Source organism: Bradyrhizobium sp. 14AA (assembly GCF_054185205.1).
In genome coordinates this window covers 1-25,684 of record NZ_JAVAYM010000020.1, presented here as the reverse complement: position 1 = coordinate 25,684, position 25,684 = coordinate 1, and the positions used below count along the sequence as shown (strand labels likewise).

26 protein-coding genes and 2 tRNA genes are annotated in these 25,684 nt (G+C 65.7%); 20 read left to right on the top strand and 8 right to left on the bottom strand.

From position 1 onward, the window contains the following. The first annotated feature begins 43 nt into the window (after positions 1-43). The 10 genes from RAD15_RS29805 to RAD15_RS29760 all read left to right on the top strand — a co-directional run bounded on the left by RAD15_RS29805 (position 44) and on the right by RAD15_RS29760 (position 9,416). On the top strand, positions 44-739 hold the full coding sequence (locus RAD15_RS29805; RefSeq protein WP_458181789.1) for a TetR/AcrR family transcriptional regulator: 696 nt from the start codon (positions 44-46) through the stop codon (positions 737-739). After that, positions 736-1,524, top strand: coding sequence for an HlyD family secretion protein (locus tag RAD15_RS29800; RefSeq protein WP_458181787.1), 789 nt, complete (start codon positions 736-738; stop codon positions 1,522-1,524). Before RAD15_RS29805 ends, RAD15_RS29800 begins: the two co-directional genes overlap by 4 nt. Beyond that, positions 1,521-2,453, top strand: coding sequence for an ABC transporter ATP-binding protein (locus RAD15_RS29795; RefSeq protein ID WP_458181786.1), 933 nt, complete (start codon positions 1,521-1,523; stop codon positions 2,451-2,453). The genes RAD15_RS29800 and RAD15_RS29795 overlap by 4 nt, the downstream gene beginning before the upstream one ends. Beyond that, the gene (locus tag RAD15_RS29790) at positions 2,450-3,613 is read left to right on the top strand and encodes an ABC transporter permease (RefSeq protein WP_458181785.1); all 1,164 of its coding nucleotides are present in this window, start codon (positions 2,450-2,452) and stop codon (positions 3,611-3,613) included. The genes RAD15_RS29795 and RAD15_RS29790 overlap by 4 nt, the downstream gene beginning before the upstream one ends. Before the next feature lie 29 nt (positions 3,614-3,642). Beyond that, positions 3,643-4,950, top strand: a complete 1,308-nt coding sequence (locus tag RAD15_RS29785; protein WP_458181784.1) for an adenylate/guanylate cyclase domain-containing protein — start codon at positions 3,643-3,645, stop codon at positions 4,948-4,950. A 144-nt stretch (positions 4,951-5,094) separates the two neighbouring features. After that, positions 5,095-5,313 carry a hypothetical protein gene (locus tag RAD15_RS29780; protein WP_458181782.1) on the top strand — a complete coding sequence of 73 codons (219 nt, stop codon included), beginning with the start codon at positions 5,095-5,097 and terminating at the stop codon, positions 5,311-5,313. A 128-nt stretch (positions 5,314-5,441) separates the two neighbouring features. Beyond that, positions 5,442-6,173 (top strand): GntR family transcriptional regulator, encoded by a 732-nt coding sequence (locus RAD15_RS29775; protein ID WP_458181781.1) that lies wholly within the window; start codon positions 5,442-5,444, stop codon positions 6,171-6,173. A gap of 49 nt (positions 6,174-6,222) precedes the next feature. Next, a complete protein-coding gene (locus RAD15_RS29770; RefSeq protein ID WP_458181780.1) occupies positions 6,223-7,464 on the top strand; it encodes an MFS transporter in 1,242 nt (413 codons plus the stop codon). A 22-nt stretch (positions 7,465-7,486) separates the two neighbouring features. Further along, on the top strand, positions 7,487-8,380 hold the full coding sequence (locus tag RAD15_RS29765; RefSeq protein ID WP_458181779.1) for an amidohydrolase family protein: 894 nt from the start codon (positions 7,487-7,489) through the stop codon (positions 8,378-8,380). Positions 8,381-8,501: 121 nt separating this feature from the next. Then, on the top strand, positions 8,502-9,416 hold the full coding sequence (locus RAD15_RS29760; RefSeq protein ID WP_458181778.1) for a PhzF family phenazine biosynthesis protein: 915 nt from the start codon (positions 8,502-8,504) through the stop codon (positions 9,414-9,416). 45 nt (positions 9,417-9,461) lie between these two features. On the opposite strand, the gene RAD15_RS29755 is transcribed toward RAD15_RS29760, so the two are convergent. Together RAD15_RS29755 and RAD15_RS29750 are read right to left on the bottom strand one after the other, a co-directional pair. Then, positions 9,462-9,923: a DUF488 domain-containing protein gene (locus RAD15_RS29755; protein ID WP_458181777.1), complete on the bottom strand. Its 462-nt coding sequence runs from the start codon at positions 9,921-9,923 to the stop codon at positions 9,462-9,464. 9 nt (positions 9,924-9,932) lie between these two features. Next, a complete protein-coding gene (locus RAD15_RS29750; RefSeq protein ID WP_458181776.1) occupies positions 9,933-10,769 on the bottom strand; it encodes a DUF72 domain-containing protein in 837 nt (278 codons plus the stop codon). A gap of 103 nt (positions 10,770-10,872) precedes the next feature. Here RAD15_RS29750 and RAD15_RS29745 point away from each other — a divergent pair, with 103 nt between their 5' ends. From RAD15_RS29745 to RAD15_RS29730, 4 genes are all read left to right on the top strand, one after another. Continuing rightward, the gene (locus tag RAD15_RS29745) at positions 10,873-11,253 is read left to right on the top strand and encodes a hypothetical protein (protein WP_458181775.1); all 381 of its coding nucleotides are present in this window, start codon (positions 10,873-10,875) and stop codon (positions 11,251-11,253) included. Between the two features lie 128 nt (positions 11,254-11,381). Beyond that, positions 11,382-11,585 (top strand): hypothetical protein, encoded by a 204-nt coding sequence (locus RAD15_RS29740; protein ID WP_458181774.1) that lies wholly within the window; start codon positions 11,382-11,384, stop codon positions 11,583-11,585. 257 nt (positions 11,586-11,842) lie between these two features. Further along, positions 11,843-12,976, top strand: coding sequence for a glycosyltransferase family 2 protein (locus tag RAD15_RS29735; RefSeq protein WP_458181773.1), 1,134 nt, complete (start codon positions 11,843-11,845; stop codon positions 12,974-12,976). Between the two features lie 19 nt (positions 12,977-12,995). Then, positions 12,996-14,498 (top strand): glycosyltransferase family 39 protein, encoded by a 1,503-nt coding sequence (locus RAD15_RS29730; RefSeq protein ID WP_458181772.1) that lies wholly within the window; start codon positions 12,996-12,998, stop codon positions 14,496-14,498. A gap of 205 nt (positions 14,499-14,703) precedes the next feature. Here RAD15_RS29730 and RAD15_RS29725 read toward each other — a convergent pair whose 3' ends face one another. Together RAD15_RS29725 and RAD15_RS29720 are read right to left on the bottom strand one after the other, a co-directional pair. After that, positions 14,704-16,605: a CHASE2 domain-containing protein gene (locus RAD15_RS29725; protein WP_458181771.1), complete on the bottom strand. Its 1,902-nt coding sequence runs from the start codon at positions 16,603-16,605 to the stop codon at positions 14,704-14,706. A 61-nt stretch (positions 16,606-16,666) separates the two neighbouring features. Beyond that, positions 16,667-17,188 (bottom strand): FecR domain-containing protein, encoded by a 522-nt coding sequence (locus tag RAD15_RS29720; RefSeq protein ID WP_458181770.1) that lies wholly within the window; start codon positions 17,186-17,188, stop codon positions 16,667-16,669. A gap of 682 nt (positions 17,189-17,870) precedes the next feature. On the opposite strand from RAD15_RS29720, the gene RAD15_RS29715 reads away from it, so the two are divergent. Then, complete coding sequence (locus RAD15_RS29715) at positions 17,871-18,953, top strand: DUF2778 domain-containing protein (RefSeq protein WP_458181769.1); 1,083 nt, start codon at positions 17,871-17,873, stop codon at positions 18,951-18,953. Positions 18,954-19,028: 75 nt separating this feature from the next. Here the strand turns inward: RAD15_RS29715 and RAD15_RS29710 are convergent, their stop codons facing one another. From RAD15_RS29710 to RAD15_RS29700, 3 genes are all read right to left on the bottom strand, one after another. Beyond that, positions 19,029-19,853 (bottom strand): SDR family NAD(P)-dependent oxidoreductase, encoded by an 825-nt coding sequence (locus RAD15_RS29710; RefSeq protein WP_458181768.1) that lies wholly within the window; start codon positions 19,851-19,853, stop codon positions 19,029-19,031. Between the two features lie 75 nt (positions 19,854-19,928). Next, entirely contained in the window at positions 19,929-20,567 is a 639-nt protein-coding gene (locus RAD15_RS29705) for a glutathione binding-like protein (RefSeq protein WP_458181767.1), read from the bottom strand. A gap of 12 nt (positions 20,568-20,579) precedes the next feature. Further along, positions 20,580-21,173, bottom strand: coding sequence for a cysteine hydrolase family protein (locus RAD15_RS29700; protein ID WP_458181766.1), 594 nt, complete (start codon positions 21,171-21,173; stop codon positions 20,580-20,582). 128 nt (positions 21,174-21,301) lie between these two features. Here RAD15_RS29700 and RAD15_RS29695 point away from each other — a divergent pair, with 128 nt between their 5' ends. From RAD15_RS29695 to lepB, 5 genes are all read left to right on the top strand, one after another. After that, entirely contained in the window at positions 21,302-22,135 is an 834-nt protein-coding gene (locus tag RAD15_RS29695) for a LysR family transcriptional regulator (RefSeq protein ID WP_458181765.1), read from the top strand. A gap of 188 nt (positions 22,136-22,323) precedes the next feature. Continuing rightward, positions 22,324-22,397: transfer RNA gene (locus tag RAD15_RS29690), tRNA-Phe, on the top strand. A 5-nt stretch (positions 22,398-22,402) separates the two neighbouring features. Next, positions 22,403-22,469 (top strand) — tRNA-OTHER (locus RAD15_RS29685). Positions 22,470-22,801: 332 nt separating this feature from the next. After that, the gene (locus tag RAD15_RS29680) at positions 22,802-23,953 is read left to right on the top strand and encodes a slipin family protein (protein WP_458181764.1); all 1,152 of its coding nucleotides are present in this window, start codon (positions 22,802-22,804) and stop codon (positions 23,951-23,953) included. A gap of 157 nt (positions 23,954-24,110) precedes the next feature. Continuing rightward, positions 24,111-24,860: a signal peptidase I gene (gene lepB, locus RAD15_RS29675; RefSeq protein WP_458181763.1), complete on the top strand. Its 750-nt coding sequence runs from the start codon at positions 24,111-24,113 to the stop codon at positions 24,858-24,860. Positions 24,861-25,034: 174 nt separating this feature from the next. On the opposite strand, the gene RAD15_RS29670 is transcribed toward lepB, so the two are convergent. Next, positions 25,035-25,684: TCP-1/cpn60 chaperonin family protein (locus tag RAD15_RS29670; RefSeq protein ID WP_458181762.1), on the bottom strand; the 650-nt coding region annotated here is incomplete at its 5' end.

The window sequence follows — 25,684 nt, the reverse complement described above, 5'->3', positions numbered from 1 at the left end:
TGGCTGTCTTGACTATGACTGACTAGTCAGTCATAAATTGAGAATGACGAGGAAGCCGACCAAATCCGCAACGTCATCCGCCGCTCGCGCCAATGCGCAGGGCCGTGCGCCCGACGCCGGCGAAGAGGCGCCCGCCTCGAACCGCGCGGCGCGTGCGGCGGAGCGCCGTGCGGCAATCGTGGAAGCGGCGATGGACGAATTCATCGCCCGTGGCTTTGCCGCGACACGGCTCGACGACATCGCCAAGCGCGCCGGCGTCGCCAAGGGCACGATCTACCTGCACTTCAAGGACAAGGAATCGATGTTCGAGGAGCTGGTGCGCATCGTCATCGTGCCCGTCGTGGCGCGGCTCAATGCGCTGCCGCCACCGACGGGATCGGTGCGCGATCTCATCGAGGCCTTCGCCGGCAACTTCCTGAGGGAGGTCATCGGCACCAGGCGCGGCGATCTCGTGCGCCTGATCGTGGCGGAAGGACCGCGCTTTCCGGCCGTGGCCGATTTCTACTACCGCGAGGTGGTCTCGCGCGGGATGGCGGGCATGCGCGCGCTGATCGAACTCGGCATTGCCCGCGGCGAGATACGCGAGAGGAACCTCGCGCGTTTTCCGCAGATCCTGGTCGCGCCGGCGATGATCGCGGTGATCTGGCAGAGCCTGTTTGCGCGGCATGCGCCGCTCGATGCGCAGGAGATGCTGCGCGTCCATCTCGATCTGATTTTTGGCGAACGGAGGACGACATGACGTCGTCGCGGGTATTTTCTGCATTTGCATTGGCACTCGTGCTTGCAACCGGACTTGCCGGCTGCAAGGAGAAGCGCGATCCCGGCTTCCAGGGCTGGGTCGAGGCCGACATGATCTTCGTCAGCCCGGACGAAGCGGGCAGGGTGACGAAGCTCAACGTCCGCGAAGGCGACGAAGTCAAGGTTGGCGATGCCCTCTATTCCGTCGACGACGATCTCCAGCTCGCCGATCTCAACCAGAACAAGGCGACGCTGGCGAACGCGCAGCAGACCTATGATCGCGCGGCCTCGCTGAACAAGACCGGTTCCGGCACGCAGGCCAATCTCGACTCTGCCGTGTCGTCCTTGCGTGTCGCGGAAGCGCGGGTGGTGACGTCGGAGACGCGGATGGCGCGGCGCAAGGGCTTTGCCCCGGTCGCCGGCACCATCCAGCAGATCTATTTTCGCGAGGGCGAGATGGTGGCGGCGCAGCGGCCCGTGCTGTCGATCATGCCGCCCGGCAACATGAAGCTGCGCTTCTTCGTGCCCGAGACCGAGCTGCCGAAGCTTGCGATCGGCGACACGGTGCGCATCGGCTGCGACAATTGCGCCGCCGATCTTACCGCCAAGATCTATTTCATAGCGACGTCGGCCGAATACACCCCGCCCGTCATCTACAGCCTCGAGGAGCGCAACAAGCTGGTCTATCTGATCCAGGCGCGGCCCTCGCGGCCCGATGCCTTGCGCGTCGGGCAGCCGATCGACGTCTATCTCAATCCGAAGACCCCGGTGGCGGACAAGCGATGAACGGCGGCAACGGCATCGCGATCGACGTCAAGGGCCTGACCAAGTCGTTCGGCGGCCGCGAGGTCGTGCACGATCTGTCGATGCAGGTGAAGCGCGGCTCGATCTACGGCTTCCTCGGGCCCAACGGCTCGGGCAAGACCACCACCATCCGTATCCTCTGCGGCCTGCTGACGCCCGACAGCGGCGAGGGCACCTGCCTCGGCTACGACATCCGCCGCGATGCCGAAAAGATCAAGCGCCAGGTCGGCTACATGACCCAGCGCTTCAGCCTCTACCAGGACCTGTCGGTGCGCGAGAATCTCGAATTCGTCGCGCGGCTCTATGGCCTCGCTGACGCGCGCGGGGCTGCGCGCGACATGATCAAGCGGCTCGGACTCTCCGGGCGGGAGGAGCAGCTTGCGGGCGAGCTCTCCGGCGGCTGGAAGCAGCGCCTGGCGCTAGGTGCCTGCACGCTGCCCAGTCCGAAACTGCTGCTGCTGGATGAGCCCACCGCCGGCGTCGATCCCAAGGCGCGGCGCGATTTCTGGAACGAGATCCACGCGCTCGCCGCGGACGGCCTCACCGTGCTGGTCTCGACCCATTACATGGACGAGGCCGAGCGCTGCCACGAGATCGCCTACATCGCCTACGGCCATCTGCTGGCGCATGGCACGGTGGAGGAGGTGATCGCGAAATCCGCGCTGACGACCTACACCGTCACGGGCGAGGACCTGAACGAGCTCGCGGCCGCGCTCACCGGCAAGCCCGGCGTGGACATGGTGGCGCCGTTCGGGACCTCGCTGCACGTCTCGGGGCGCGACGTCGCCGCGCTCGAAGCCAGCATCGCGCCGTGGCACGAGCAAAGCGGCCTGCACTGGCAGAAGTCGCATCCCTCGCTCGAAGACGTGTTCATCGAGCTGATGGGCCGCTCCAGGGACAATTTCCAATGAGCACCGTCGATCGTTCCGCGCCATCGCACGAAATCCGGGAACGCTTCGGCTTCCTGCGGCGCTCCTACGCGATGCTGATCAAGGAGTTCATCCAACTCAGGCGTGACCGCGTGTCGTTCGCGATGATCGTGATGCTCCCGGTGATGCAGCTGCTGCTGTTCGGCTACGCCATCAACACCACGCCGCACCATCTGCCGAGCGCGGTGCTGCTCCAGGAGGATTCCGATCTCGCCCGCTCGATCCTGAAGGCGCTGGAGAACACCGCCTATTTCCGCTTCCTCTATGAGGTGCATGACGTCGAGGATTTCGACAATCTCCTGAAGTCGGGCAAGGTACTGTTCGGCGTCGAGATCCCGCGCGGCTTCGAGCGCGCGGTGCGGCGCGGCGACAGGCCGGCGCTGCTGGTCGCGGCCGATGCGACCGATCCGGTCGCGGCGAGCGCCGCGATCGGTTCGCTCGGCATGGTCGTGCAGACCGCGCTCAAGCATGATCTCTACATCGGCGATCCCCCGGAGATGCCGTTCGAGATCCGCGCGCATGCCCGCTACAATCCGGCGGCCTCCTCCAGCCTCAACATCGTGCCGGGCCTCGTCGGCACCATCCTCACCATGACCATGCTGATCTTCACGGCGCTTTCGGTTACGCGCGAGGTCGAGCGCGGGACCATGGAGAGCCTGCTGTCGATGCCGATCAAGCCGGTCGAGGTGATGTTCGGCAAGATCATCCCTTACGTGCTGGTCGGCTTCCTCCAGGCCTTCCTCATCATCGGCATCGGCGTCGGCCTGTTCGGCGTGCCCGTGCTCGGCAATCTGTTTCTGCTGGCGCTGCTCTCGACGCTGTTCATCACCACCAACCTGTCGATCGGCTACACCATCTCGACACTGGTGCAGAATCAGCTCCAGGCCATGCAGATGTCGATGATGTTCTTCCTGCCGAGCATTCTGCTGTCCGGCTTCATGTTCCCGTTCGCGGGCATGCCCGCCTGGGCGCAATATGTCGGTGAGGCCTTGCCGCTGACGCATTACCTGCGCATCGTCCGCGCCATCATGCTGAAGGGCGCGAGCATGCAGAATTTGCGCTTCGATACGCTGGCGCTGGCAGCCCTGATGGCGCTCGCCATGACCATCGCCGTGACGCGCTTCCGCCGCACGCTGGATTGAGGCACAATGCCCCGGAATCGAGGGGTGGAATGGCCAAGTTTGCGAGCAGGAAGGCCCGGCAACATGCCGTGATGTCTGAGGAGTTCGAGCGCGAGCTCACGCGCGAAGTGCTGCGCACCGAGCTGCTGCGGGTGCGGACACTGATCGTCACGGGCTGCGTCATGATCTTGTTCCTCACCTCGACCTTCCTGATCGACCCTGCTCTCGTGAACCGGGTCTGGCACGGGACGGAGGGCCTCGTCCGCGAATACATCCTCGTGGGGGGCTTCATCCTCTTCGAGGCCTGGGTCCACAGCCAGATCAGGCGAAACCTCAAGCTCGATCGCGACCTGCCGGTGATCCGGCGCTATATCGGCGCCTTTATCGAAACGTCGCTGCCGACGATCATCCTGATCCTGCAGATCCGCAGCATGGGCGCGAGCCAGGCGCTCGGTTTCGTGCTGCCACTGGTCTATTTCATCTTCGTCATTCTTTCGACCCTGCGGCTCGATTTCTGGCTGTCCACCTTCACGGGATTCGTGGCCGGGGCCGAACTCCTGGCCGTCGCGCTGTATTTCAATTCGGTGAGCGACGCCGGCGAGCCCCTGATCTACTTCCACGCAGTGCGCAGCACCGTCATCCTGATCTGCGGCGTGCTGGCGGGCGCCGTCGGGGCGCAATTGCGGCGGCAGTTCGCCGCGAGCATCGCGGCCGCCACCGCGCGCGACCGGGTGACCAATCTGTTCGGCCAGCACGTCTCCCCGCAGGTGGTGGAGCGGCTGATGACGGCGGGAACCAGCGCAGGCGGCGATCTCCGGCGTGTCGCCGTGATGTTCGTCGATTTCCGCGGCTTCACCGCCGGCGCGCAGACGCGCACCCCGCAGGAGGTGGTCGACCGGCTCGACGGCGCCTTTGCCGTGCTGGTCGACATCCTCGACCGCGAAGGCGGCATCGTGAACAAGTTTCTCGGCGACGGCTTTCTCGCGCTGTTCGGTGCGCCGCTGGAGGCCGCCGACGCCGCGCATCGCGCGGTTGCTGCCGGCCGCGAGATGCTGACCGCGATGGACCACATCAACGCAGAGACCAGCTGGCCGCTGCGCATCGGCATCGGCATCCATTTCGGCGAGGTGGTCGCCGGCAATATCGGCTCGCCCCGGCGCAAGGAATACACTGTCATCGGCGACACCGTGAACTTCGCCTCGCGGCTGGAGGCGCTGAACAAGGAGTTCGGCTCGCAGCTGCTGATCTCCGCGTCCGTGCGCGAAGCGCTCGGTAAGGACGGCGACGATGCCGTCGCGCTCGGCGAGGTCGAGGTGCGCGGCTACGAGCAGCCGGTCGCGGTATTTCAACTCGGGTAGCGCGCTTTCAAATGTGAATCGCGTTTCGTTGAAGCGAGTCGCGGGTCGTTGAAGACGCGTGATGAACTATCCCTGGTAGCTTTCGGGTCCTGCACCGTGGAAGCCGAAACATCTCGGTTTTCACTTGTCACCCGGAGAAAGCCAATGACCCGATTGACCCTTGTTGCGGCCGCCCTGATCGCTGCCGCCGTCACCCAGACTCAGGCCGCATCCGCGCGCCACGTCGCCCCGCCGCGCGCCACAACCGAGGCGACGGCCGACTACTGCGTCAGGGCTCCGGCGGAGGGCGCGTATGCCTCCGCACCCTACAAGCAGCCTCCGTGCCTGCCGAACACGGCGTCTTCCTACCCGTATTCGTACTAACGATCTCGGCAAACGCCGGGCTGGTGAAATCAGCCAGCCCGGCGTCGTAGACGGCGACGGCAGGATCTGTCCCCGAGGTATCCGAGTAGTCCTTGACTTGGATTTCATGTAGTCATCTATATGACTACATGAATTCAGCGCCGCTTGACGACCGCCTGCCACGCTACCAGCGCCTGCGCGACGACCTCGCCGCGCGGATCAACCGCAATGAATGGCGGCCGGGCGAGCCGATCCCGTCGGAGGCCGAACTGGCTGCGCATTACGGCGTCGCCATCGGCACCGTTCGCAAGGCGATCGATCAGCTCGTTGCCGATGCCGTGCTGGAGCGGCAGCAGGGCCGCGGCACCTTCGTGCGGCGCGCGCGCTTCAACTCCTCGCTGTTCCGCTTCTTCCGCTTCCAGTCCGAGAGCGGCGAGCGGCGCGTGCCGCAAAGCCGCATCATTCGGCGCAAAAGCGTGCCGGCGACATCGGCGGTCGCATCCGCGCTGCGCATTCCCGTCGGCGAGCCGGTGATCAGCCTGTCGCGCCTGCGGCTGATCGACGACGTGCCGCTGCTCGCCGAAGAAATCTGGCTCCAGCAGTCGCGCTTCGCGCCGATCCTTCAGATCGACACCGCCGAGTTCGGCGACCTCCTGTATCCGCTCTACGAGGAGCGCTGCGGCGAGGTGGTGGTCTCGGCCGAGGAAATCCTCACCGTCGAGACCGCCAACGAGATGCAGGCGCGCCTGCTCAGGCTCGCGCCTCATGCGCCGCTGATCGTGATCGAGCGCCTCGCGCTGGACCTCGAGCGGTGGCCGATCGAATGGCGCCGCTCGCGCGGGCCGGCCGATCGCTTCCGCTATCACGCCGAGATCCGCTGAAGCGGCTTTCAACGACACCAATCAATAAACGAGTACAGGGGTAGGAAACATGTCGAACTGGTACAGTGAAAGCTCGCCGCTGGAGCGGCGCACGTTCTGGGCAAGCTTTGGCGGATGGGCGCTGGACGCGCTCGACGTCCAGATGTTCGGCCTTGCCATTCCCGCACTGATCGCGGCGTTCGGCATCAGCAAGGCCGATGCCGGCCTGCTCAGCTCGATCACGCTGTTCTTCGGTGCGTTCGGCGGCTGGCTCGGCGGCGCGCTCGGCGATCGCTTCGGCCGCGTCAAGGCGCTCCAGATCACCGTTGCCACCTTTGCGCTCGCGACCTTCGCCTGCGCGTTCGCGATGACCTACACCCAACTGCTGATCCTCAAGGCGATCCAGGGCCTCGGCTTCGGCGCCGAATGGGCCTGCGGCGCGGTGCTGATGGCCGAGATCATCCGCGCCGAGCATCGCGGCAAGGCGCTCGGCTCGGTGCAGAGCGCCTGGGCGGTCGGGTGGGGCGCCGCCGTGCTGCTCTCGGCGCTGGTCTTCACCTATGCGCCGGCGGATATCGCCTGGCGGCTGCTGTTTGCGCTGGGGCTGTTGCCGGCGCTCCTCATCATCTTCATCCGCCGCGGCCTTAAGGAGCCGCCGCGTGCCGTGGCAGCTGAGAAGACACCGTTCTTCGCCACGCTCTCCGGCATCTTCCACCGCGACGTGCTGCGTTCGACCTTGATCGGCGGCCTGTTCGGCATCGGCGCCCATGGCGGCTATGCCGCGCTCACCACCTTCCTGCCGACCTATTTGCGTGAGGTGCGGCATTTGTCGGTGCTGGGCTCCAGCGGCTATCTCGCCGTCATCATCATCGCCTTCTTCTGCGGCTGCCTGACCAGCGGCATCGTGAGCGACCGGATCGGCCGCAGAGCCAACGTGGCGTTGTTCGCCAGCGCCTGTATCGTCACCGTGCTGATCTATATCTTCGCGCCGCTGACCAATGCGCAGATGCTGGTGCTTGGTTTCCCGCTCGGCTTCTTCTCGGCAGGCATTCCCGCCAGCATGGCGGCGCTGTTCAGCGAACTCTATCCCGCCGGCGTGCGCGGCACCGGCGTCGGCTTCTGCTACAATTTCGGCCGTATCGTCTCCGCCGCATTCCCCTTCCTGGTTGGCTTTCTCAGCGATCACATCGGGCTCGGACCGGCGATCGGCATCGATGCGGCATTTGCCTATTCGCTGGTGCTGATCGCGGTTCTGATGCTGCCCGAAACCCGCGGCAAGGTTTTTGAACAGGCCGTGGCAACGCGCGCCTGACGCCGGATGGGGAGCAAGAGCCATGACATTCGTCCAGCGCGGCCTGACGCGCCGCCAATTTGGTGCGAGCCTCGCCTCGCTCGTGATGGCGAGCGCGACCACAGCCAGGAGTGAGACGGCTTTGCCGACGATCGACACCCACGCCCATGTCTTTCACCGCGGCCTCAAGCTCGCGCCGGGCCGGCGCTACGCGCCCGACTACGACGCACCACTGGCGCTCTATCTGGAGCAGCTCGACCGCAACGGCATGACCCATGGCGTGCTGGTGCAGCCGAGCTTTCTCGGCACCGACAATTCCTATCTGGTCGAGAGCCTGAAGGCGGCGAACGGCCGCCTGCGCGGCATCGCCGTGGTCGATCCCACTGTACCTGCGGACGAGCTGCGTACGCTCGACCGCGCCGGCGTTGCAGGCATCCGTCTTAATCTCGTCGGCCAGCCCTTGCCCGATCTCGCGGCGAGCGAATGGAAGGCGCTGCTCGGACATGTGAAAGCCGTGGGCTGGCAGGTCGAGGTCCAGCGCAACGCGTCCGATCTCGCGCTGCTCGCGCCGCAGCTGCTTGACCACGGCGTCACCGTCGTGCTCGATCACTATGCGCTGCCCGATCCGAAACTCGGCGTCGCCGATCCCGGCTTTCAGTCGGTGCTGAAGTTGGGGGCGACGAAAAACGTCTGGGTCAAGATCTCGGCGCCGTATCGCAACGGCGCGGCGGGCGAGGAGTTTGCGAAGGCGGCTTATCCGCTGCTGCGCAAGGCCTACGGGCCTGATCGCCTGCTGTGGGGCAGCGACTGGCCGCACACGCGGTTCGAGGCTACGCAGGCTTACGACAAGAACCGGCAGTTTCTGGACGCGCTGATCGTCGACGAGAGCGAGCGTGCACAAGTGCTCGCGTCGCCGTATCAGCTTTTCCGCTTCTAAAATCTCTTCCGCGATTGCTCCGATTGCTCCGAATTTTGGGGCATGACGAGCGATGTCGCCGGCTTGTAGACTGCCGCGCGATGCGGCCGGTCGCGGCCGCGACTTGCATGGGGAAGTGACGATGCAGCGCCGCTACATCACCGTCGACGTGTTCACCGACCGCGCCTTCGGCGGCAACCAGCTTGCCGTGGTGCTCGACGCCGCTGGGCTCTCCACACAGCAGATGCAGGCGATCGCGACCGAGTTCAACTATTCCGAGACGACCTTCGTGCTGCCGCCGCGCGACAAGGCCAATGATGCCGAGGTACGCATCTTCACGCCGGTCAGGGAAATGCCCTTTGCGGGCCATCCCAATGTCGGCACGGCCTTCGTGCTGGCGAGCCTCGCGAAGGAGCCGAAGCCGCGCCTGCTGTTCGAGGAGAGAGCGGGTCTCGTGCCGGTCGACATTTTTCGCGAGCAGGGAAGGGTCATCAGCACCGAGCTGACCGCGCCGCAGCCGCTGTCGCGATTGGCGGAAGTTTCCGCCGCTGACGTCGCGGCCTGCATCTCGTTGACTGCCGATGATATCAGGATCGATCGCCACGCGCCGCAAGTCGTCGGCGTCGGAACGCCGTTCCTGGTGGCGGAGGTGCATTCGCGCGATGCTCTCAAGCGGGCGAGGCCCGACGCGGCCGCGTTCGGCAGAGTATTGCCGCGCGACGACGCCCGCTCGGTTTGGTTCTATACCCGTGATGTGCCCGCCTCGGAGGCGCCCAGCGAGCGCCAGGCGCGCATGTTCATGCGTGGCGCCGGCGGCCTCGCCGAGGACCCCGCCACCGGCAGCGCGACGGTCGCAGCCGCCGCGCTGTTCGCCGATCTCGATCCCACGCGCGATGGCGAGTTGAAGCTGACGGTCGGCCAGGGTTTTGACATGGGTCGTCCGAGCCTGTTGCTGACGCGTGTGCGCAAGCAGGACGGCAAGATCGTCTCCGCCCATGTCGGCGGCAGCTGCGTGCAGATGATGGAGGGGATGTTCAGGCTGGCGGGGGAGGGGTGAGATAGTTTTTCCCGTCGTCATGCCCGGGCATGACGGTGAGGCCGATCAGACCTGCCGCCCAGCCAGATTCTTCACCGCCACGCCATCGCGCTCCTCGATGATCTCCGCGATCATCTGGCGGTGGCAATGGGTGTGGTCGCGTTCGTAGCAGAGCAGGCAGACGGGGCCGGCCTTCTTCACCAGCGCGGAGAGCTCGTCCATCTCTTCTTTGGCCTGCGGCGTCTTCAGGTGCTTTGAGTAGATCTTCTCCAGCACATCGTACTGGCCGCTGCGCGCGGCGAGGCGGCCTTCCTTCGGCGTGCCGAGCGCGGCGAGATGGACATAGGCGATGCCGCGCTCGTCGAGACCCGCGGCAAGCTGCTTCTTGGAAAAGCCCGGGCGCCGTGACGACGTCACCGCGCGCACGTCGACCACGAGCTTGACGCCGGCTTCTTCCAGCTCGTCGAGCACCGCCTTGGGCGGCGTCTGCTCATAGCCGATCGTGAAGAGCTTTTTCGCCTTTGCCATGAACCATCCTCAGCTCACCCGCGCGATCAGTTCCATGGCGCCGTGAGGCGCGCGCACCTTGCCCTCGTGGATGACGTATGCGAACACGTCGCGCGGCTCTTTCTCGGGCTTGGCCTTGTCAACCTTCGGCAGGTCGTCCGGTTCACCGCCCTCGGCCCAGGCCTGAAAGCGCTCAGCCCAGGCGTCGAGCTGCTTTGGCGGATAGCAGGTCTTGATCTCGTCATTGCCCTTCTGCAGCCGGGCATAGACGAAGTCACCGGCGACGTCGGCAATGGCCGGATATTTGCCGTGCTCGGCGAACACCACCGGCGTCTCGAACTTGCGGATCAGCGCGACGAAGTCCGGCGTGCAAAAACTGTCGTGGCGGACCTCGACGACGTGGCGCAGTGCGCGCCCCTCGAGCTTGCGCGGCAACAGCTCCAGGAACTTGCCGAAATCGGCGCCGTCGAACTTTTTCGTCGGCGCGAACTGCCACAGCACCGGTCCCAGATGATCGCCGAGTTCCAGCACGCCGGAATCATAGAACCGCTTGATGGAATCGCCGGCCTCCGCGAGCACGCGGCGATTGGTGGCGAAGCGCGGCCCTTTCACCGAGAACACGAATCCATCAGGCACTTCGCTCGCCCATTTGCGAAAGCTCTCCGGTTTCTGCGAGCCATAATAGGTGCCGTTGATCTCGATCGAGGTCAGGTTCGAGGCCGCATAGGACAGCTCCTTGGCCTGCGTCAGCTTTTCCGGATAGAACACGCCGCGCCAGGGCTCGAAGGTCCAGCCGCCGATGCCGATGAAGATGTTGCCGGATTTTTTTGACGCGGTTTTTGCTTTGGCCACGGGAGGATCTCGCATCGACGGAGGGGAGGGCCTCCATCCTAGTCAAACCAGTTGTGATTGGCCAGTTGCGACGTCCCGTCTAAGCTCGCCAGCGGGATCTGCAAAAAAGGAGAACAAGATGCGGATGCTGATGGTGGGAGCGGCGCTCGTCATGATGACATCTGCTGCCATGATGTCTTCAGTCATGGCCGATGACGACGATGACAAGGGCGCGCAGAAGCTCGCCATGCAGGGCCGAGACGATTACTGGCATTGCCTGGCGCGGGAATATTCGCGCGACAGCAATCAAGGCATGTCGGAACAGGATTTCGGTCGCTCGGTCGCCGGCGCCTGTCCGTCGGAGCGGCAATATTACCGGGTGGCCTTGCTCGACTATCTCACCACGCAATATCCGAACATCGACGGCGGCGCCCATCTCGCCACCGCGAACAGGGCGGTGGAGTCGGCGCAGAAGGACATCGTGACAGCCTTCGTCAGGCACCGGCCGCCGCAGAAGTAGGGAATGGGGGCGGAAGGCCGGTTGCCTCATTCGCTACTCGCCATTCGCTATTCGCCCTTGGGCAGCCCTTCCGGCTCTGCGCTCATCCATGGTATCACTGGGCGCATCTGGAGCAGGGATGGGTTTCCATGGCGTCTGAGTCGGTGGGTGGCATTCTGGGCGCGATCGTCGCGGCGGTCGTGCTTGCGGTCGCCGTCGTCTTCGGGCCGATCGGCCAGTACGGCAAGCCGCCCAAGCCGGCCAAGGTCGAGCCAGCCTCGGCTGCGGCGCCGGTAGCACCCGCCGCGCCCGCGCCGCGCGGTCCGGTGATCAAGGAAGTCCCGAACCAGTAACGGGCCTGAAAAAGGGTGCTTCGGCCCCTTGCAAAGCGGTTTTGCCGTCCCCATTTAGCTTGTAACGGCGACGTTGAGCGAAAACTCCGGCGCTGGGACGACCTTGGAATAGCTTGGGCTGCGCCGGATGTACGCGCGGTCCGCCGTTCCGGGGTCGTTGGCATTTTAAGCCCCCTTTTGGGGCCATTCCCACAGAAACCCGGCTTGGTCACGCAAGTTCTTGGCAGCGCGGGACGCGGCGGATATACGCTGGCGTCATGAACGAAGCGATCAGACCGGGCCCCGATTCCCCGCCGCAGGCTCAAGAAGGGCCGGAACTGTCGGTCATCGTCCCGACCTTCAACGAGCGCGACAACGTCACGGTTCTGTACCGGCGGCTGGAGGCGACGCTTGCCAACGTCGCCTGGGAAGTCGTGTTCGTCGACGACAATTCGCCCGACGGCACCTGGGACGTCGTCCGCGCGCTGGCGCAGCGCGACAACCGCGTGCGCTGTGTCCGGCGCATCGGCCGGCGCGGTCTGTCGGGCGCCTGCATCGAAGGCATCCTGGCCTCCAGCGCGCCCTATGTGGCCGTGATCGACGCCGACCTCCAGCACGACGAGACTCAGCTGCCCAAGATGCTGTTGCTGCTCGCGAGCGACCAGGCCGAGCTCGTGGTCGGCAGCCGCTACATCGAGGGTTACAAGAGCGAAGGTTTCAACAAGCAGCGCGCCGGCGCCAGCGCGGTGGCGACCGAGGTCGCCAGGAAGATGCTGCGGGTCGAGATCGCCGATCCCATGAGCGGCTTCTTCATGGTTCGCCGCGACCGTTTCGAGGAACTCGCGCCAAAACTGTCGGTGCACGGCTTCAAGATCCTGCTCGATCTCGTCGCCACCGCCCACGGCACCCTGCGCGCGGTCGAGATTCCCTATACCTTCGGCGCCCGCCAGCACGGCGAGAGCAAGCTCGATTCCATGGTCGCGCTCGACTTCCTCGGCCTCGTGCTGGCGAAGCTGAGCAACGACATCGTCTCGCTGCGCTTCATCCTGTTCGCGATGGTCGGCGGCATCGGCCTCGTCGTGCATCTCACCACGTTGTTCATCGGCCTTCAGCTGTTCAAGGCCCCGTTCGCGGAGGCACAGGCCGCGGGCGCCATCGTCGCCATGACCAGCAATTTCGTCCTCAACAACTTCCTCACCTATCGCGACCAGCGGCTGAAGGGGTTTGCGCTGCTGCGCGGCCTGATCGCCTTCTACATCGTGTGCAGCGTCGGCCTGCTCGCCAATGTCGGCGTCGCCTTCTCGGTCTACGACCAGGAGCCGATCTGGTGGCTGGCCGGCTTGGCCGGGGCCCTGATGGGCGTGGTGTGGAACTACGCGATGTCCGGACTGTTCGTCTGGCGCAAGAAATAGCGCGCCGAGGAAACGGGTAATGGGCGGGGCTGACGCGCGGATCGTCCGCAACACGGCGCTGGCGATTCTTGCGCTGGTCGGCCTGCGGCTCGTCGCGGCCGCTTTCACGCCGATCACCTTCGACGAAGCCTATTACTGGATGTGGTCGAAGAGCCTCGCCGGAGGCTACTACGATCACCCGCCGATGGTCGCCTATGTGATCCGCGCCGGCACCATGATCGCCGGCGACACCGAGCTCGGCGTCCGCCTGGTCTCGATCCTGCTCGCGCTGCCGATGAGCTATGCGATCTACCGTTCCGCCGCGATTCTATTCGGCGGTGCGCGCGTGGCTGCAACCAGCGTCATCCTGCTCAACGTGACGCTGCTGGCCTCCGTCGGCACGATGATCGTCACGCCCGATGCGCCGCTGCTGGTCGCCTCCAGCTTCGTGCTGTTCTTCCTCGCCAAAGTGCTGGAGACCGGCCGCGGTGCCTGGTGGCTTGCGGTCGGCGCCGCCGTCGGCGCGGCGCTGCTGTCGAAATACACCGCGATGTTCTTTGGGCTCGCGATCCTGATTTGGCTCGCCGCCGTGCCGAAACTACGGCGCTGGTTTCTCTCGCCCTGGCCGTATCTCGGCGGCCTCGTTGCCTTGGCGCTGTTCTCGCCGGTGATCCTCTGGAACGCGGACCATCAATGGGTCTCGTTCGCAAAGCAGCTCGGCCGCGCGAAGATCGAGGATTTCCGCCCGGTCTTCATCGCCGAGCTGATCCCGACCCAGATCGCGTTCGCGACCCCGCTCGTCTTCATCCTCGGCGCGATGGGCCTGCACGCGCTGACCTGGCGCCGGGCCGGCGCGCTGGCCTCGCGGGTGCTGATCGAGACGATGTTCTGGACCATCGTTGCCTATTTCGTCTGGCATTCGCTGCATGCCCGCGTCGAGGCCAACTGGTTCGCGCCGGTCTACCCGCCCTTCGTCGTCGCCGCGGCCGCCGCTGCCAACCTCGTGCAGTGGAAGCCGCGCGAGCGACGTCTGGTGGATTTCTGCCTGCGCTGGGCCGCGCCCGTCGGCATCGTGATGTTTGCCGCGCTCATCGTGCAGGCCAACACCGGCTGGCTGTCCGGTTATCGCCGCGATGCGACCGTGCGCAGCGTCGGCGTCGGCTGGCGCGAGCTCGCCGCCGGGATCGAAGCCGCGCGTGTGAGCAACAATGCGACCTGCGTGCTTGCGCCGGACTACGGCACCACGGGCTGGCTCGCCTTCTATCTGCCGCGCGGCACCTGCGTGGTGCAGCAGAACCAGCGCATCCGCTGGGTCAATATGGGCGAGCCGGATCCAAAGCTGCTCGCCGGCAAGCTGATCTATGTCGACGAGCTCCGGCCCGGCGGTCACCCAGTCCTCAACGACCTCTTTGCGAAGGTCACGCAGGTCGCGCAATTGCAGCGCAAGCGCGGCCCGCTCGTGGTCGAGACCTACGGCATCGATCTGCTCGAAGGCGCCAAGGGCGACGTGCTGGACCGCTCGCCGCCGCCGGAAGCGCGGTAACGGTCCGCGAGGAGGCTTCACTGCCTCCCCACCGTCGTCCCGGCGAAGGCCGGGACCCATACCCCCAGGGAGAGGTTTGGTGAAGACTGGTAGTGAGCAGGACTTCGCGCGGTACAAGCACCGGCGCTCATCGATAGATCACGCGGTATGGGTCCCGGCCTGCGCCGGGACGACAGCGGAGTGTTAGGCGGATAGCTACGGCTATTCAGTCGATCATCTCAGCCTTCGCCGCAGGCTGGCTCGGCCCGTCCTGATCCCGCCAGAACCAGACGGTCACGACACCGGAGCGGCCGCGGACCTGCGTGAGCAGGGGGCCGGACAGGATGCCGTCGGGAGCGCCTTGGACAGTGCCTTGGAAGTCGGCCGCATCCAGCAGCGTGTCGGTCAGCGCCAGCCGCGCACGGTTCTGGGCGGCAACCTCCATCAAGCGGCTTGCGACGTTGACGGTGTCGCCCGTCGCCGTGATGTGCTGGTGGCTTTCGCCGAGACGGGAGGCGACGATCGGGCCGAAATGCGCGCCGATCTTGAAACCGAGCTGGCCGCGCATCGCTGATGGCAGCGAAGCGATCCAGCGATCGACGCTGCGATACAGGTCGATCGAACATTTCAGCGCGCGCGCCGCATCATCGGGCATCGCGCCGGGCAGGCCAAACAGGATCATGGCGCCGTCGCCGAGAAATCCGGTGATCATGCCGCCGCAATCGACCGCGGCTCTGTCGATCCGCGCGTGGAACGCCTTCAGCAGATCCTGCAGCTCGTCCGGATCGATCCGTTCGCTGAGCGTCGTGAAACCGGAGAGATCGATGAAGACCACGGCTGCGTCTTGCCGGACGGGTTTGGACAGGAAATTCGGATCGCGTGCCAGCCATTCCTGCATCGCGGGGGCCTGGAATTGCGCCAGCGACCTGCTCTTGGCGGCGAGATATTGCGTGCGGCGGCCTCCCGCCCACAGCTGCACGCCGGCAAAGACCGCGACCGGCGGCACGGCGGCGGCGAGCGTGGTTGCGGCGTTCAGCCAGACGCCATGCGTGAATGCAAGCAAATTGAGGCCGGCCCAGGCGATCATCACCGCGGTCGCCGCCATGATGCCGAGCGCGCTGCGCCGCCAGGCGAGCAGGCCGACCAGCAGCATCGGCAGCAGGATCGCGGCGAGCGCGTCGGCGACATGGACCCTGCGGTCGCGCACGATGCCGTCGCCGGCGACCAGATGGGTGATCGCGGTCGAGACCACCTCGACGCCGGGCATCAGGGAATCGAACGGTGTCGGATAGAAGTCGCCGCCGCCGGCGACCGAGGCCCCGATCACGACGATCCGGTTCTCGATCGCCGCGCGATTGAGCGTGCCGTCGAAGATGCTCTGAGCGCTGACGGTGCGGATGGTGCGGCGCGGGCCGTAATAGGTGATCGGCAGGGCGAAGTCGGTGTCGGTCGGCACCGCGCGGTCGCCGAGCATGAGATGGTCCGGCGCGATCGTCAGCGGCTTGTCGAGCGCGCGGGTCGCGACGCGCAAAGGGAACGACAGCTCGACCTTGTCGCGCGTCCGGAACAGCATCGGCACCGAGAGCGGCGAGCCCGACTGTCCCGTCGCGACGTTGACGACGCCGACCTCGGCATGATCGGCGAATGCCGGTAACGGCAGCAGGAAGCGCTCGGCCTGCGGCAGGACGGCGAGGGGGCCCTGGCTGCCGGGCTCCACCGTCTCGCTGGCGGACGGGAAGATCGCTGCCGCGGCGAGGACCATCGGGCCGGTCGCCAGCGTGTTTGCCAGCGTTGCATCGCCGATCGCGGCGCTGCGGTCGACCAGCAGCAGGTCGATCGCCACGACCTTCGGCTTGAATTGCACGATGGTGTCGACGACGCGCGCGAGATCGGCGCGCGGCAGCGGATAGCTGCCGCCGCGCTTCACCACGGTATCGTCGATTGCGACGATGGTGACGAGATCCGGGGGAGACTGCACGCCGCGGATCTGGGTTCGCCAGTCCGTCAATGTCGCTTCGAGCCGGTCGAGAAAGCGCAGATGTCCGTTGGCGTGAGCGGCATAGATGCCCGCGCCCCACAGCGCGGTGAGGACGAGTGCCACCAGGATCTGGACGCGTCGGCTACTCATGCGGTCGTTCTGCAATTTTCCAATTATCCAAATCTCGCAATTGTCCAAATCTCGTCGGGCCTCATTGACCCAGCCTTGCCATCAGCGCGTCGACGCGCGGCTGGCCCCATGTCTTGACGGTCAGCGGGCCGGTTGCCTCGACATCGACGCCTTCGCCCGGTCCGAGCACGACGCCGCGTCCACGAGCCCTGCGGCTCACGCCGACATGGCCGTCGGCGACGAAGACGGAGGTCTTGGCGTCAGCGACATCGACAGCCCATTTGGTGCCGCGCACTGCGGCGATCGCCTGCGGCGTCAGCACCTTGAAGGGATTGCCGCCGGGCTTCCTGGGCACCTCGATCAGCAGCGCTTTGCTGCTCAACTCCACGGAGTCTATATGTCCGTCGCGGTTGGCGTCCTTAAGTTCAAATCTGGCGCCGCTTTCCGCAACGATTGTGATGCCGTTGTCGCAGCGCCAGGTTTGCGTGCCGGCGGCGGACGGCGACGCGGTGCAACCCGCACTGGCAGTCTGCGCGGCCGCGCCTCCGATCAACAATGACGACCATGCCAGAGCGAAAAATCCGGCGCGCGCGATACCTCTCATGCCAGCCTCCGTTTGCGTGCTCGGCACAGTTCAAGGCGATGTTGATACGGTACCGTATCACACGCAGAGGCTGCTGAAAAGTGCCGAGGTGGCAGCTATTTTCTCGCAGCGACCTTTTCCAGAAGCGGCGCGATCAACTTTCGGTCAGGGCGCCGTGCTGCGTGAGCGCTCTGTGCGATGTGCGATCCGCGTGAGCCGGGGCCGCAGATGAGCTCCCGCCGGCACATCGCGCGCGGCCGATGTCGGCGGGCACGCCAGCCTCGCGCAATGCTTCACCGCTATGTTCAGGTGGCATTGATGACCACGAAAAGGACTTGGTTGGATGCGCTTAAGGGAGCAGCTTGAGAGGTCCGCTCACCGCCCCGATCCAGCCGAGAATTATAGTTAACAGTCTCGTCTAAGTCCGTAATTCTGCGGGCTTTTTCTCAAAATGGGACGACGTTAACGAGTTGCCCCACATCTGCCCGAACTTAATCCGCATTTAACTAAAAGTCGCCTTAATGACGCTCCGACCCTCTGCGAGATGCTGTGACCGGATCGTGACCAGCGGCACTTTGAAGGGGGACTGAGTGACACCGTCCTGGACGCAAGGCGAATGAGTACGAGTATCGCTGCGCAGAGTAACGCGGCACGGAAGTCCAAAAATTTCTCGAAGAGCAATTCGCGGAAATCTTCCCGGAAAATGACCTCCACCAATTGGCTCGGCGCCGCCGCGATCGGCTGCGTCGTGATGGGCGCCGGCTGGACCATCTACAGCAACGTCTTCGGCGCCAGCGTCTATCCGACCGTCGGCAGCAGCGGCTATGACGAGCCCGTGATCAAGCGCGCCCCCAAGGTCGCGCTGCGCGAGGCCGGCGAGGCCATCAGGGAAACCTTCGCGCTCTTGCCCGACCGGCTCCAGGTCGCAGCCCCAATCTCGCGCGAGATGTTCAACGAGCGCTTTGCCGCCGCCGCGACCCAGGGCGTGGCATCGAATGCGGCGGGCGCCGCGCCCGCAACCCAGGTTGCCGTGGCCAAAGACGCCCCGAAGCAGAGCGTGATCGCGAAGGTCGCGGAAGTGTTGAAGCCGGCCGCGGCCAAGGTCACCGAGAAGGTTGCCGATGTAGCCAAGGCCAAGCGCGGCGAGGCGTCGATGCAGCTGGCTTCGGCCGATCCGGCCGAGATCGTCCCGGCGCCCGAGGCGAAGCCGAAATCGTTCGCCGATCGCGCCAAGGCCGCGGTGATGTCGATCACCGGTCCGCGCCAGTCGATGGTCGAAAAGCTCTGGGGCAAGCGCGAGCCGTCCGGCGGGCTGCTCGCCTATGCCTCGGCCGATGCCAGCATCACCGCGTCGATCGCGCCGAAGGAGCAGAACCCGATGTTCGGTGGCGCGCCGCCCTATGAGCGCGACACCGCGGTCTACGACATCACCGCCAAGACTGTTTACCTGCCCGATGGCACCAAGCTCGAGGCGCATTCCGGCCTCGGCTCCAATCTCGACGATCCGCGCTCGCAGCGCACCCGCATGCGCGGCGTGACGCCGCCGCACATCTACACGCTGAAGCCGCGCGAAGCGCTGTTCCACGGCGTGCCCGCGCTGCGTCTGACCCCGGTCGGCGGTGAGAGCGCGATCTATGGCCGCGACGGCCTGCTCGCGCACACCTTCATGCTCGGACCGAACGGCGACTCCAACGGCTGCGTGTCGTTCAAGGACTACTACGCGTTCCTCGACGCCTACCGCAACAAGGGCATCCGCAAGCTCGCGGTGCTGGCGCGGGTCGAGTGATTTCAGTCCATTCCGCATAATGTAAAAGGGCCGCTCGTAGCGGCCCTTTTTCTTTTTGCGTTTCGCTGGAAGCGTTCAGCCCGGCCAGCACTGTCCGCCGCCGTCGATCCGCAGCACCTGGCCGGAGACGAAGGCGCCCATGGGACCTGCGAAGAACTCGACGACGCGCGCGACCTCGTCGACGGTTGCGATCCGGTCGAGCGTGCCGGTCTCGACCATCCTGTCAGGGTCCACCGCGCGCGTGCCGAGGAAGCGGCCGGTGCGGGTATCGCCGGGCGCAATGCAGTTCACCGCGATGTCGTAGGGGCGGAGCTGGTCGGCGAGGCATCGCGTGTAGTGGGTGACGCCGGCCTTCGACACAGCGTAGATCGAGCCCTGGGTGCGCCCCTTGAAGGCGGCGACCGAGCCGAGCGTGACGATGCGGCCGGATCGCCGCTCCATCATGCCTTTCGCGACCGCCTGGCAGGTCAGGATGGTCGAGAGCAGATTGCGCTCCAGCACTGCGCGCACGTCGGCCTCCTTGATGTTCACGGCGTCGTTCGGATCGGGCTTGCCGCCGGCGGCCGCTATGTCGCCGCCGGCATTGTGCACGAGGATGTCGACCGGGCCGAGCGCGTCTTCCGTCTCGGCAATCACGCGCGCGATGTCCTCGCCCCTGGTGAGATCTCCGAGCACGCGCTGGCTGCGGACGCCGAATTGCTGGCCGATCTCTGCGGCCACCGCGGTGAGGGTGGTGCCCTCGCCATATTCCGCCGGCCCGTTCTCGCGCATGCCATGGATGGCGACGTCAGCGCCGAGCGCGGCGAGCTTCTCCGCGAAGGCGCGGCCGAGTCCGCGCCCTGCGCCGGTCACCAGCGCAACCTTGCCTGCCAGGATTTTCACCGTGCCATGCGATGTCATGATCTTGTTCCCGTTGTGAAACGTCAGTCGGTCACAAGATCTAGCCTAATCGCCATCACCTCCACCAGTGACCTGTCACGCCGCGCTAGCCGCTACTGTCTTGCGCAGCGCCATCTCGGTCGCGATCGCGTCCCTCACGGCGGGCCGCGCCTGCATGCGCTCGAGATAGGCCGCCAGCGACGGCCATTGCGCGATGTCGACGCCTGCGGGACGGAGCAGCAGCAAGGTCCAGGTGAGGTGGGCATCCGCGACGGTGAAGCGATCGCCGACGAGGAATTCGCGGTCCGCCAGATGCGCTGATGGCACCGACAATGTCTGCGCGATCCTCGCACGCGGCTTGGCGAGCGAGGCGTCGTCCTTGTACCAGAAGGTCGGATACAGGAAGGCCTTGTGGATCTCGGCGCCGACGAAGCTCAGCCATTCCTGGAGGCGATAGCGATCGGGATCGCCGAACCGCGGCGCAAGGCCTGCCTCCGGTTTCAGGTCGGCGATGTATTGCAGCACTGCCGCGCTTTCGGTCAGCCGTTCGCCGTTCTCCAGCACCAGGACCGGCACCGCGCCCTTTGGCGACACGCCGCGGAAATCGCTGCCGTCGTCCACGATCGTCTTGGTCCAGATATGGGCGAGGTGATAGTGCGCGTCGAGGCCCGCCTCCGTCAGCGCGATGCGGCTCGAGAGCGAGCAGGCCATCGGAAAGAAATAGAGTTGCAGCATCGCATCACTCCGTCAGGTCAGTGCGTCGCCGCGCGCGATGATCGCGAAGCGGTCCGAAAGCTCGGCCAGTGCGACCTCGTGGATGGTCCGGGCGTCCAGCGTGCCGCCGCGTCCGTCGGGCAGATCGCGCGTGGCGCAGGCGTCGGCATCGATCGTCGTGCGAAAGCCGAGGTCGAGCGCAGCGCGGGCGGTGGAGCTGACGCACATATGCGTCATGAAGCCGGCCAGCACGCGGTTCTTCCTGTCGGTCGCGGCAAGGCGGGCCTGCAAATCGGTGCCGGCAAAGGCGTTGGGCAGCTCCTTCTCGATCACCAGCTCGCCGGCACGGGGGCTGAGCTCGGCGACGATGGCGCCGCGGTCGGCGCTCCGATCGAACAGGCTGCCCGCCTTGCCGCGATGGGCGATGTGGATGATCGCGGCGCCGGCCTCGCGCGCACGGGCCAACAGCGCAGCTGCCCGGGCGATCGCGGGCCGGGCGTCGGGCAAGGCGAGGGGGCCCGCGAGATATTCGTTCTGGATGTCGATCAGCACCAGCGCGGCGTCGCCAAGACGCGGCGGGTTGAGGTCGGCACCGGCGAGCTGCAGCAGGGTCTTTGCGGTGGTCATGATCTTTGGAATCTCCGGGGCGAAAGGCTGGGCCAACATAGCTCCGGGAATGCCTGCCGATATGCAGGGATATTGCAGCGGGTGGCTGCGATCTTGCAGGCGGCTCGCGGCCGATGTAGCCTTCGGCCATGAACTGGGACGACCTGCGCATCATCGCCGCCGTCAGGGACGAGGGCACCTATGCCGGCGCCAGCGCACGGCTGCGCATCGACGAGACCACGGTCGGACGCAGGCTGTCGCGCATCGAGCGCGCGCTCGGCCTGCGCCTGTTCGAGGCCGCCGACGGCGTCCGCAAGCCGACGCGGCAGTGCGAGGCGGTGCTCGCGCATGTCGAGGCGATGGCCGCGCATGCAGCCGAGATCGGCCGCGTCGGCGAGAGCCTGGCTGGGCCAGTGGGACGACTGCGCATCGCCTCCACCAATGCGGTCGCGGAAGAAGTGCTGTCGCCGCGGGCGAGCGATTTCCTGCGCGTCAATCCCGGCCTGACGCTGCAATTCCTGACGTCGAGCGAGAACGTCAGGTTCTCGCGCTGGGAGGCCGATCTCGCCATCCGCTTGCGCAAGCCGGACAAGGGCGACTTCGCGATCTCGAAGCTCGGCGACATCCGCATCTATTATTTCGAGCCGGTCGCGACCGAAGGCGAGCCGGTGCTGTGCGCCTATCCGGACGAGTTGGGCGCCATTCCCGAGATGCAATTCCTGCGCACGAAGAAAGCCCGCGCGCGCTGCGTCACCGACAACGTCCGCGTCATCCGCAATTTGATCCGCGCACATCAGGCCGCGGGCGTGTTGCCGGAGCATAGCTGCACGGATTTGCTCGGCGATCGCCGTCTGCGCGCCACGCTGCTGCCGAAACGGCGCGACGTCTGGCTGCTCGTGCAAAACCACCTCAAGCGCGACGCCGCAACGCGCGTGACGATCGACTGGGTGAGGGCGTGTTTCCAGGACATGTCGCGCAACTGACGTCGTATTGCGTTGTGCTCACCGCGTCACAGTGCGCAAGGCGCGACGAAAAAATCCTGGCCGCCCCCTTGCAACCCGAACGAGCTTCGTCTATTAGCGCCCTCCTTCGCTAGGCCATGGGTTCGGGCTCTCTGAGATCCCGACTGGCGCGGGCCGCTCTGCGGTTTCGTGTTCCGCCGAATGAAGACGCAGGATGTAGCTCATGGAGAGCGTCGGAGCTGAAACTCCGAAGGCATCGGTTCGATTCCGATTTCTTGCTCCACAAAGGATAGCTCAGTTGGGTAGAGCAGGTGACGTTAATCATCGTGACGCGGGTTCGAATCCCGCTCCAGCGCTACGGGTCAGCCTGAAAAACTGACACCTCTGACGAGGACCGGACGCGCGCTTCAGTCGCAGTCCGGCCGTTTTGCCGCAAGGCTTTCCGTCCGAACCTAGACACTGTGAGACCGGCTTTGCGCCGCGGGTCGATACCGCTTGCGCCGATGCCGGGTGGCTCCGCATGACCGCTCGACACGCGTCGCGCGATCGCGCGCGTGCGCCCGTCATCGTGCAAGCTCAAGCCCCGGTCCGCCGATGTCATGGGAAGCGTCGTCCGCGTCCTCAATTCCTTTGCAAACGAAACCTGTTGCCCGGCATCCGGCCGGGCGCAAACGAAGGAGGCGTGCCATGAACTGGCAGTTGCTGATGCTGAACGTGACGGTGAAGGATGGCGAGCGTGCGTTGCTCACGCGCAACGGGCAGCTCGTGCGCGTGCTCGCGCCCGGCAAGCATCGCCTGTTCGATCCCCTGCATGAGCTGAAGGCCGAGGTGCTCGACGTGGTCCGCAGCGAATTCTCCGCGGATCGCTACGCGGTGCTGAAGACCGCGCGGCCTGATCTCGCCGCCGAGCTGTTCGAGGCGGTCGAGACCAAGGCGGACGAGATTGCCATCGTCAGCCTCGACGGCCGGCCCGTGCATCTGATGACGCCCTGGCAGGTGCGCGTCTACTGGAAGGTCGTGACCCGCATCGATGTCGAGCGCATCGATGTGTCCAGCGATGTCAAGGTCGACGCGCGGCATCTGACCATGATCGAGCGCAACCGTTCGACCGTCGTGAGCGAGACGGTGGTCGAGAACCACGAGGCGGGCCTGCTCTATGTCGAGGGCCGGCTCGTGGAGCGGCTCGCGCCCGGCCGGCACGCCTTCTGGACCGTCGGCCGCAAGATCGAGGTGAAGCGCCTCGACCTGCGGCCCCAGGCGGTCGAGATCACCGCGCAGGAGATGCTGACCAAGGATCGCATCGCGCTGCGGGTGACGCTGACGGCGTTCCGCCGGGTGGTCGATCCCGAGCGCACGGTTGCGACCGTGCCCGACGTGGATGCGTGGCTGTACCGCCTGGTGCAGTTCGCGATCCGTGAGGCGGTGGCGGGCCGGACGCTGGACGAGGTGCTGTCTGCGAAGGCGGCACTGGATGCGGAGCTGCGCGACTACGTGCGCGCACGCGTCGCGGAGTCCGGTGTCGAGGTGACCGAGCTCGGCGTCAAGGATGTGATCCTGCCCGGCGAGATCCGGGAGCTGGTGAACAAGGTGGTGGAGGCGGAGCGGGTCGCGAAGGCGAACCTGATCCGCCGGCAGGAAGAGACCGCGGCGACGCGTTCGCTTCTGAACACCGCCCGCCTCATGGAGGAGAACCCCCTGCTGCTGCGGCTCAAGGAGCTGGAGTCGCTGGAGCGGCTGGTCGAGAAGGTCGGCCGCATCGATCTCCACGCCGGCAACGGCGAGGGCCTCGATGCCCTGCTGACCCGGCTCGTGCGCCTGAAGGCGCCCGAGAGCGCATGAAACCGAGGGGCCGCCCACGGGCGGCCCTTCACATATCCGTTGTCGTCGCCCTGCCATGAACGCGTGACGCTGCCTATGCGACCAAAATCACGGAGCCGGGATTGCACGCGCGCGAAGGTTGCGTAATCTCGCGAGGCGACTTGATCAGGGCAAATGCATGACCAGTGTTTCGGAAATGACCCAGCCGTCCAGGGCGCAATCGCGGGAATGGAAGGCGATCGTCGTCCTGATCCTGCTGATCCCGGTGCTGTGGTCGCCGCCGTTCCTGTTTCGCTTCTTCCTGTATCAGCCGTTCAACATCCCCTCCGGCTCGATGTCCCCGACGCTGATGGTCGGCGACTACGTCTTCGCCGCCAAATATGCCTACGGCTACGGCCGCTATTCCTTCCCCTTCGCGCCGTTCTGGATCTCGGGCCGCGTCCTTGCCGCCGACCCCGAACACGGCGACATCGTGGTGTTCCGGGCGCCGAAGGACACCTCGGTCGACTACGTCAAGCGCGTGGTCGGGCTGCCCGGCGACCGTATCCAGATGCGGGAAGGGCGGCTCGTCCTCAACGACCGTCCGGTGACGCGCGTTGCGGTCGAGTCCGGGCTCGCCGGCACCGCCTGCGGTATGGATGGCAGCGTCAAGGTCAAGCGCTGGCGCGAGACCCTGCCGAACGGCGCGAACTATGTGACCTACGACTGCGTCGACAATGGCTTCCTCGACAACACCAACGTCTACACGGTGCCGCCAGGCCATGTCTTCGTGCTCGGCGACAACCGCGACAATTCCACCGACAGCCGCATGATGTCGGCGTTCGGTTTCGTGCCGATGGACAATCTGGTCGGCAAGGTGACGCGGATCTTCTGGTCGCTCGACGAAGACGGCGAGCCGCACATGGAGCGGCTGGGAAAGGTGGAGTGAGGCCACCGTCATTCCGAGGCGCGCCCAAAGGGGGCGCGCCCGGAATGACGAGAGAGTTCGCCCACAAAACAAAAACCCCGGCATCGCTGCCGGGGTTTCGTAATTTTTGGAGCGAGATTCCGGATCTGCGGTGCACCGCTGCGCGCTGCACCGCGTCCGGGACGACTTCGTCGCTTAGAAGTCCATGCCGCCCATGCCGCCGCCCGGGGGCATTGCGGGGCCGGCGCCGCCCTTCTTGGGCAGCTCGGCGACCATGGCTTCCGTGGTGATCAGCAGCGCGGCAACCGAAGCTGCGTTCTGGATCGCGGTACGGACCACCTTGGTCGGGTCGATGATGCCCTTCTTGACGAGGTCAGCATATTCGCCGGTCTGGGAGTCGAAGCCGTAATTGTACGACTTGTTCTCCAGCACCTTGCCGACGATCACCGAGCCGTCTTCACCGGCGTTGATCGCGATCTGGCGAGCGGGAGCCGACAGCGCCTTGCGGACGATCTCGACGCCGGTCTTCTGGTCGTCGTTCTTGGTGCGCAGGCCCTTGAGCTGCTCGGAAGCACGGAGCAGGGCGACGCCGCCGCCGGGGACGATGCCTTCCTCGACAGCCGCGCGGGTCGCATGCATCGCATCATCAACGCGATCCTTGCGCTCCTTCACCTCGACCTCGGTCGCGCCGCCGACGCGGATCACCGCGACGCCGCCCGCGAGCTTGGCAAGACGCTCCTGGAGCTTCTCGCGGTCGTAGTCCGAGGTGGTTTCCTCGATCTGCGCCTTGATCTGGGCCACGCGCGCCTCGATGTCGGCCTTCTTGCCGGCGCCGTTGACGATCG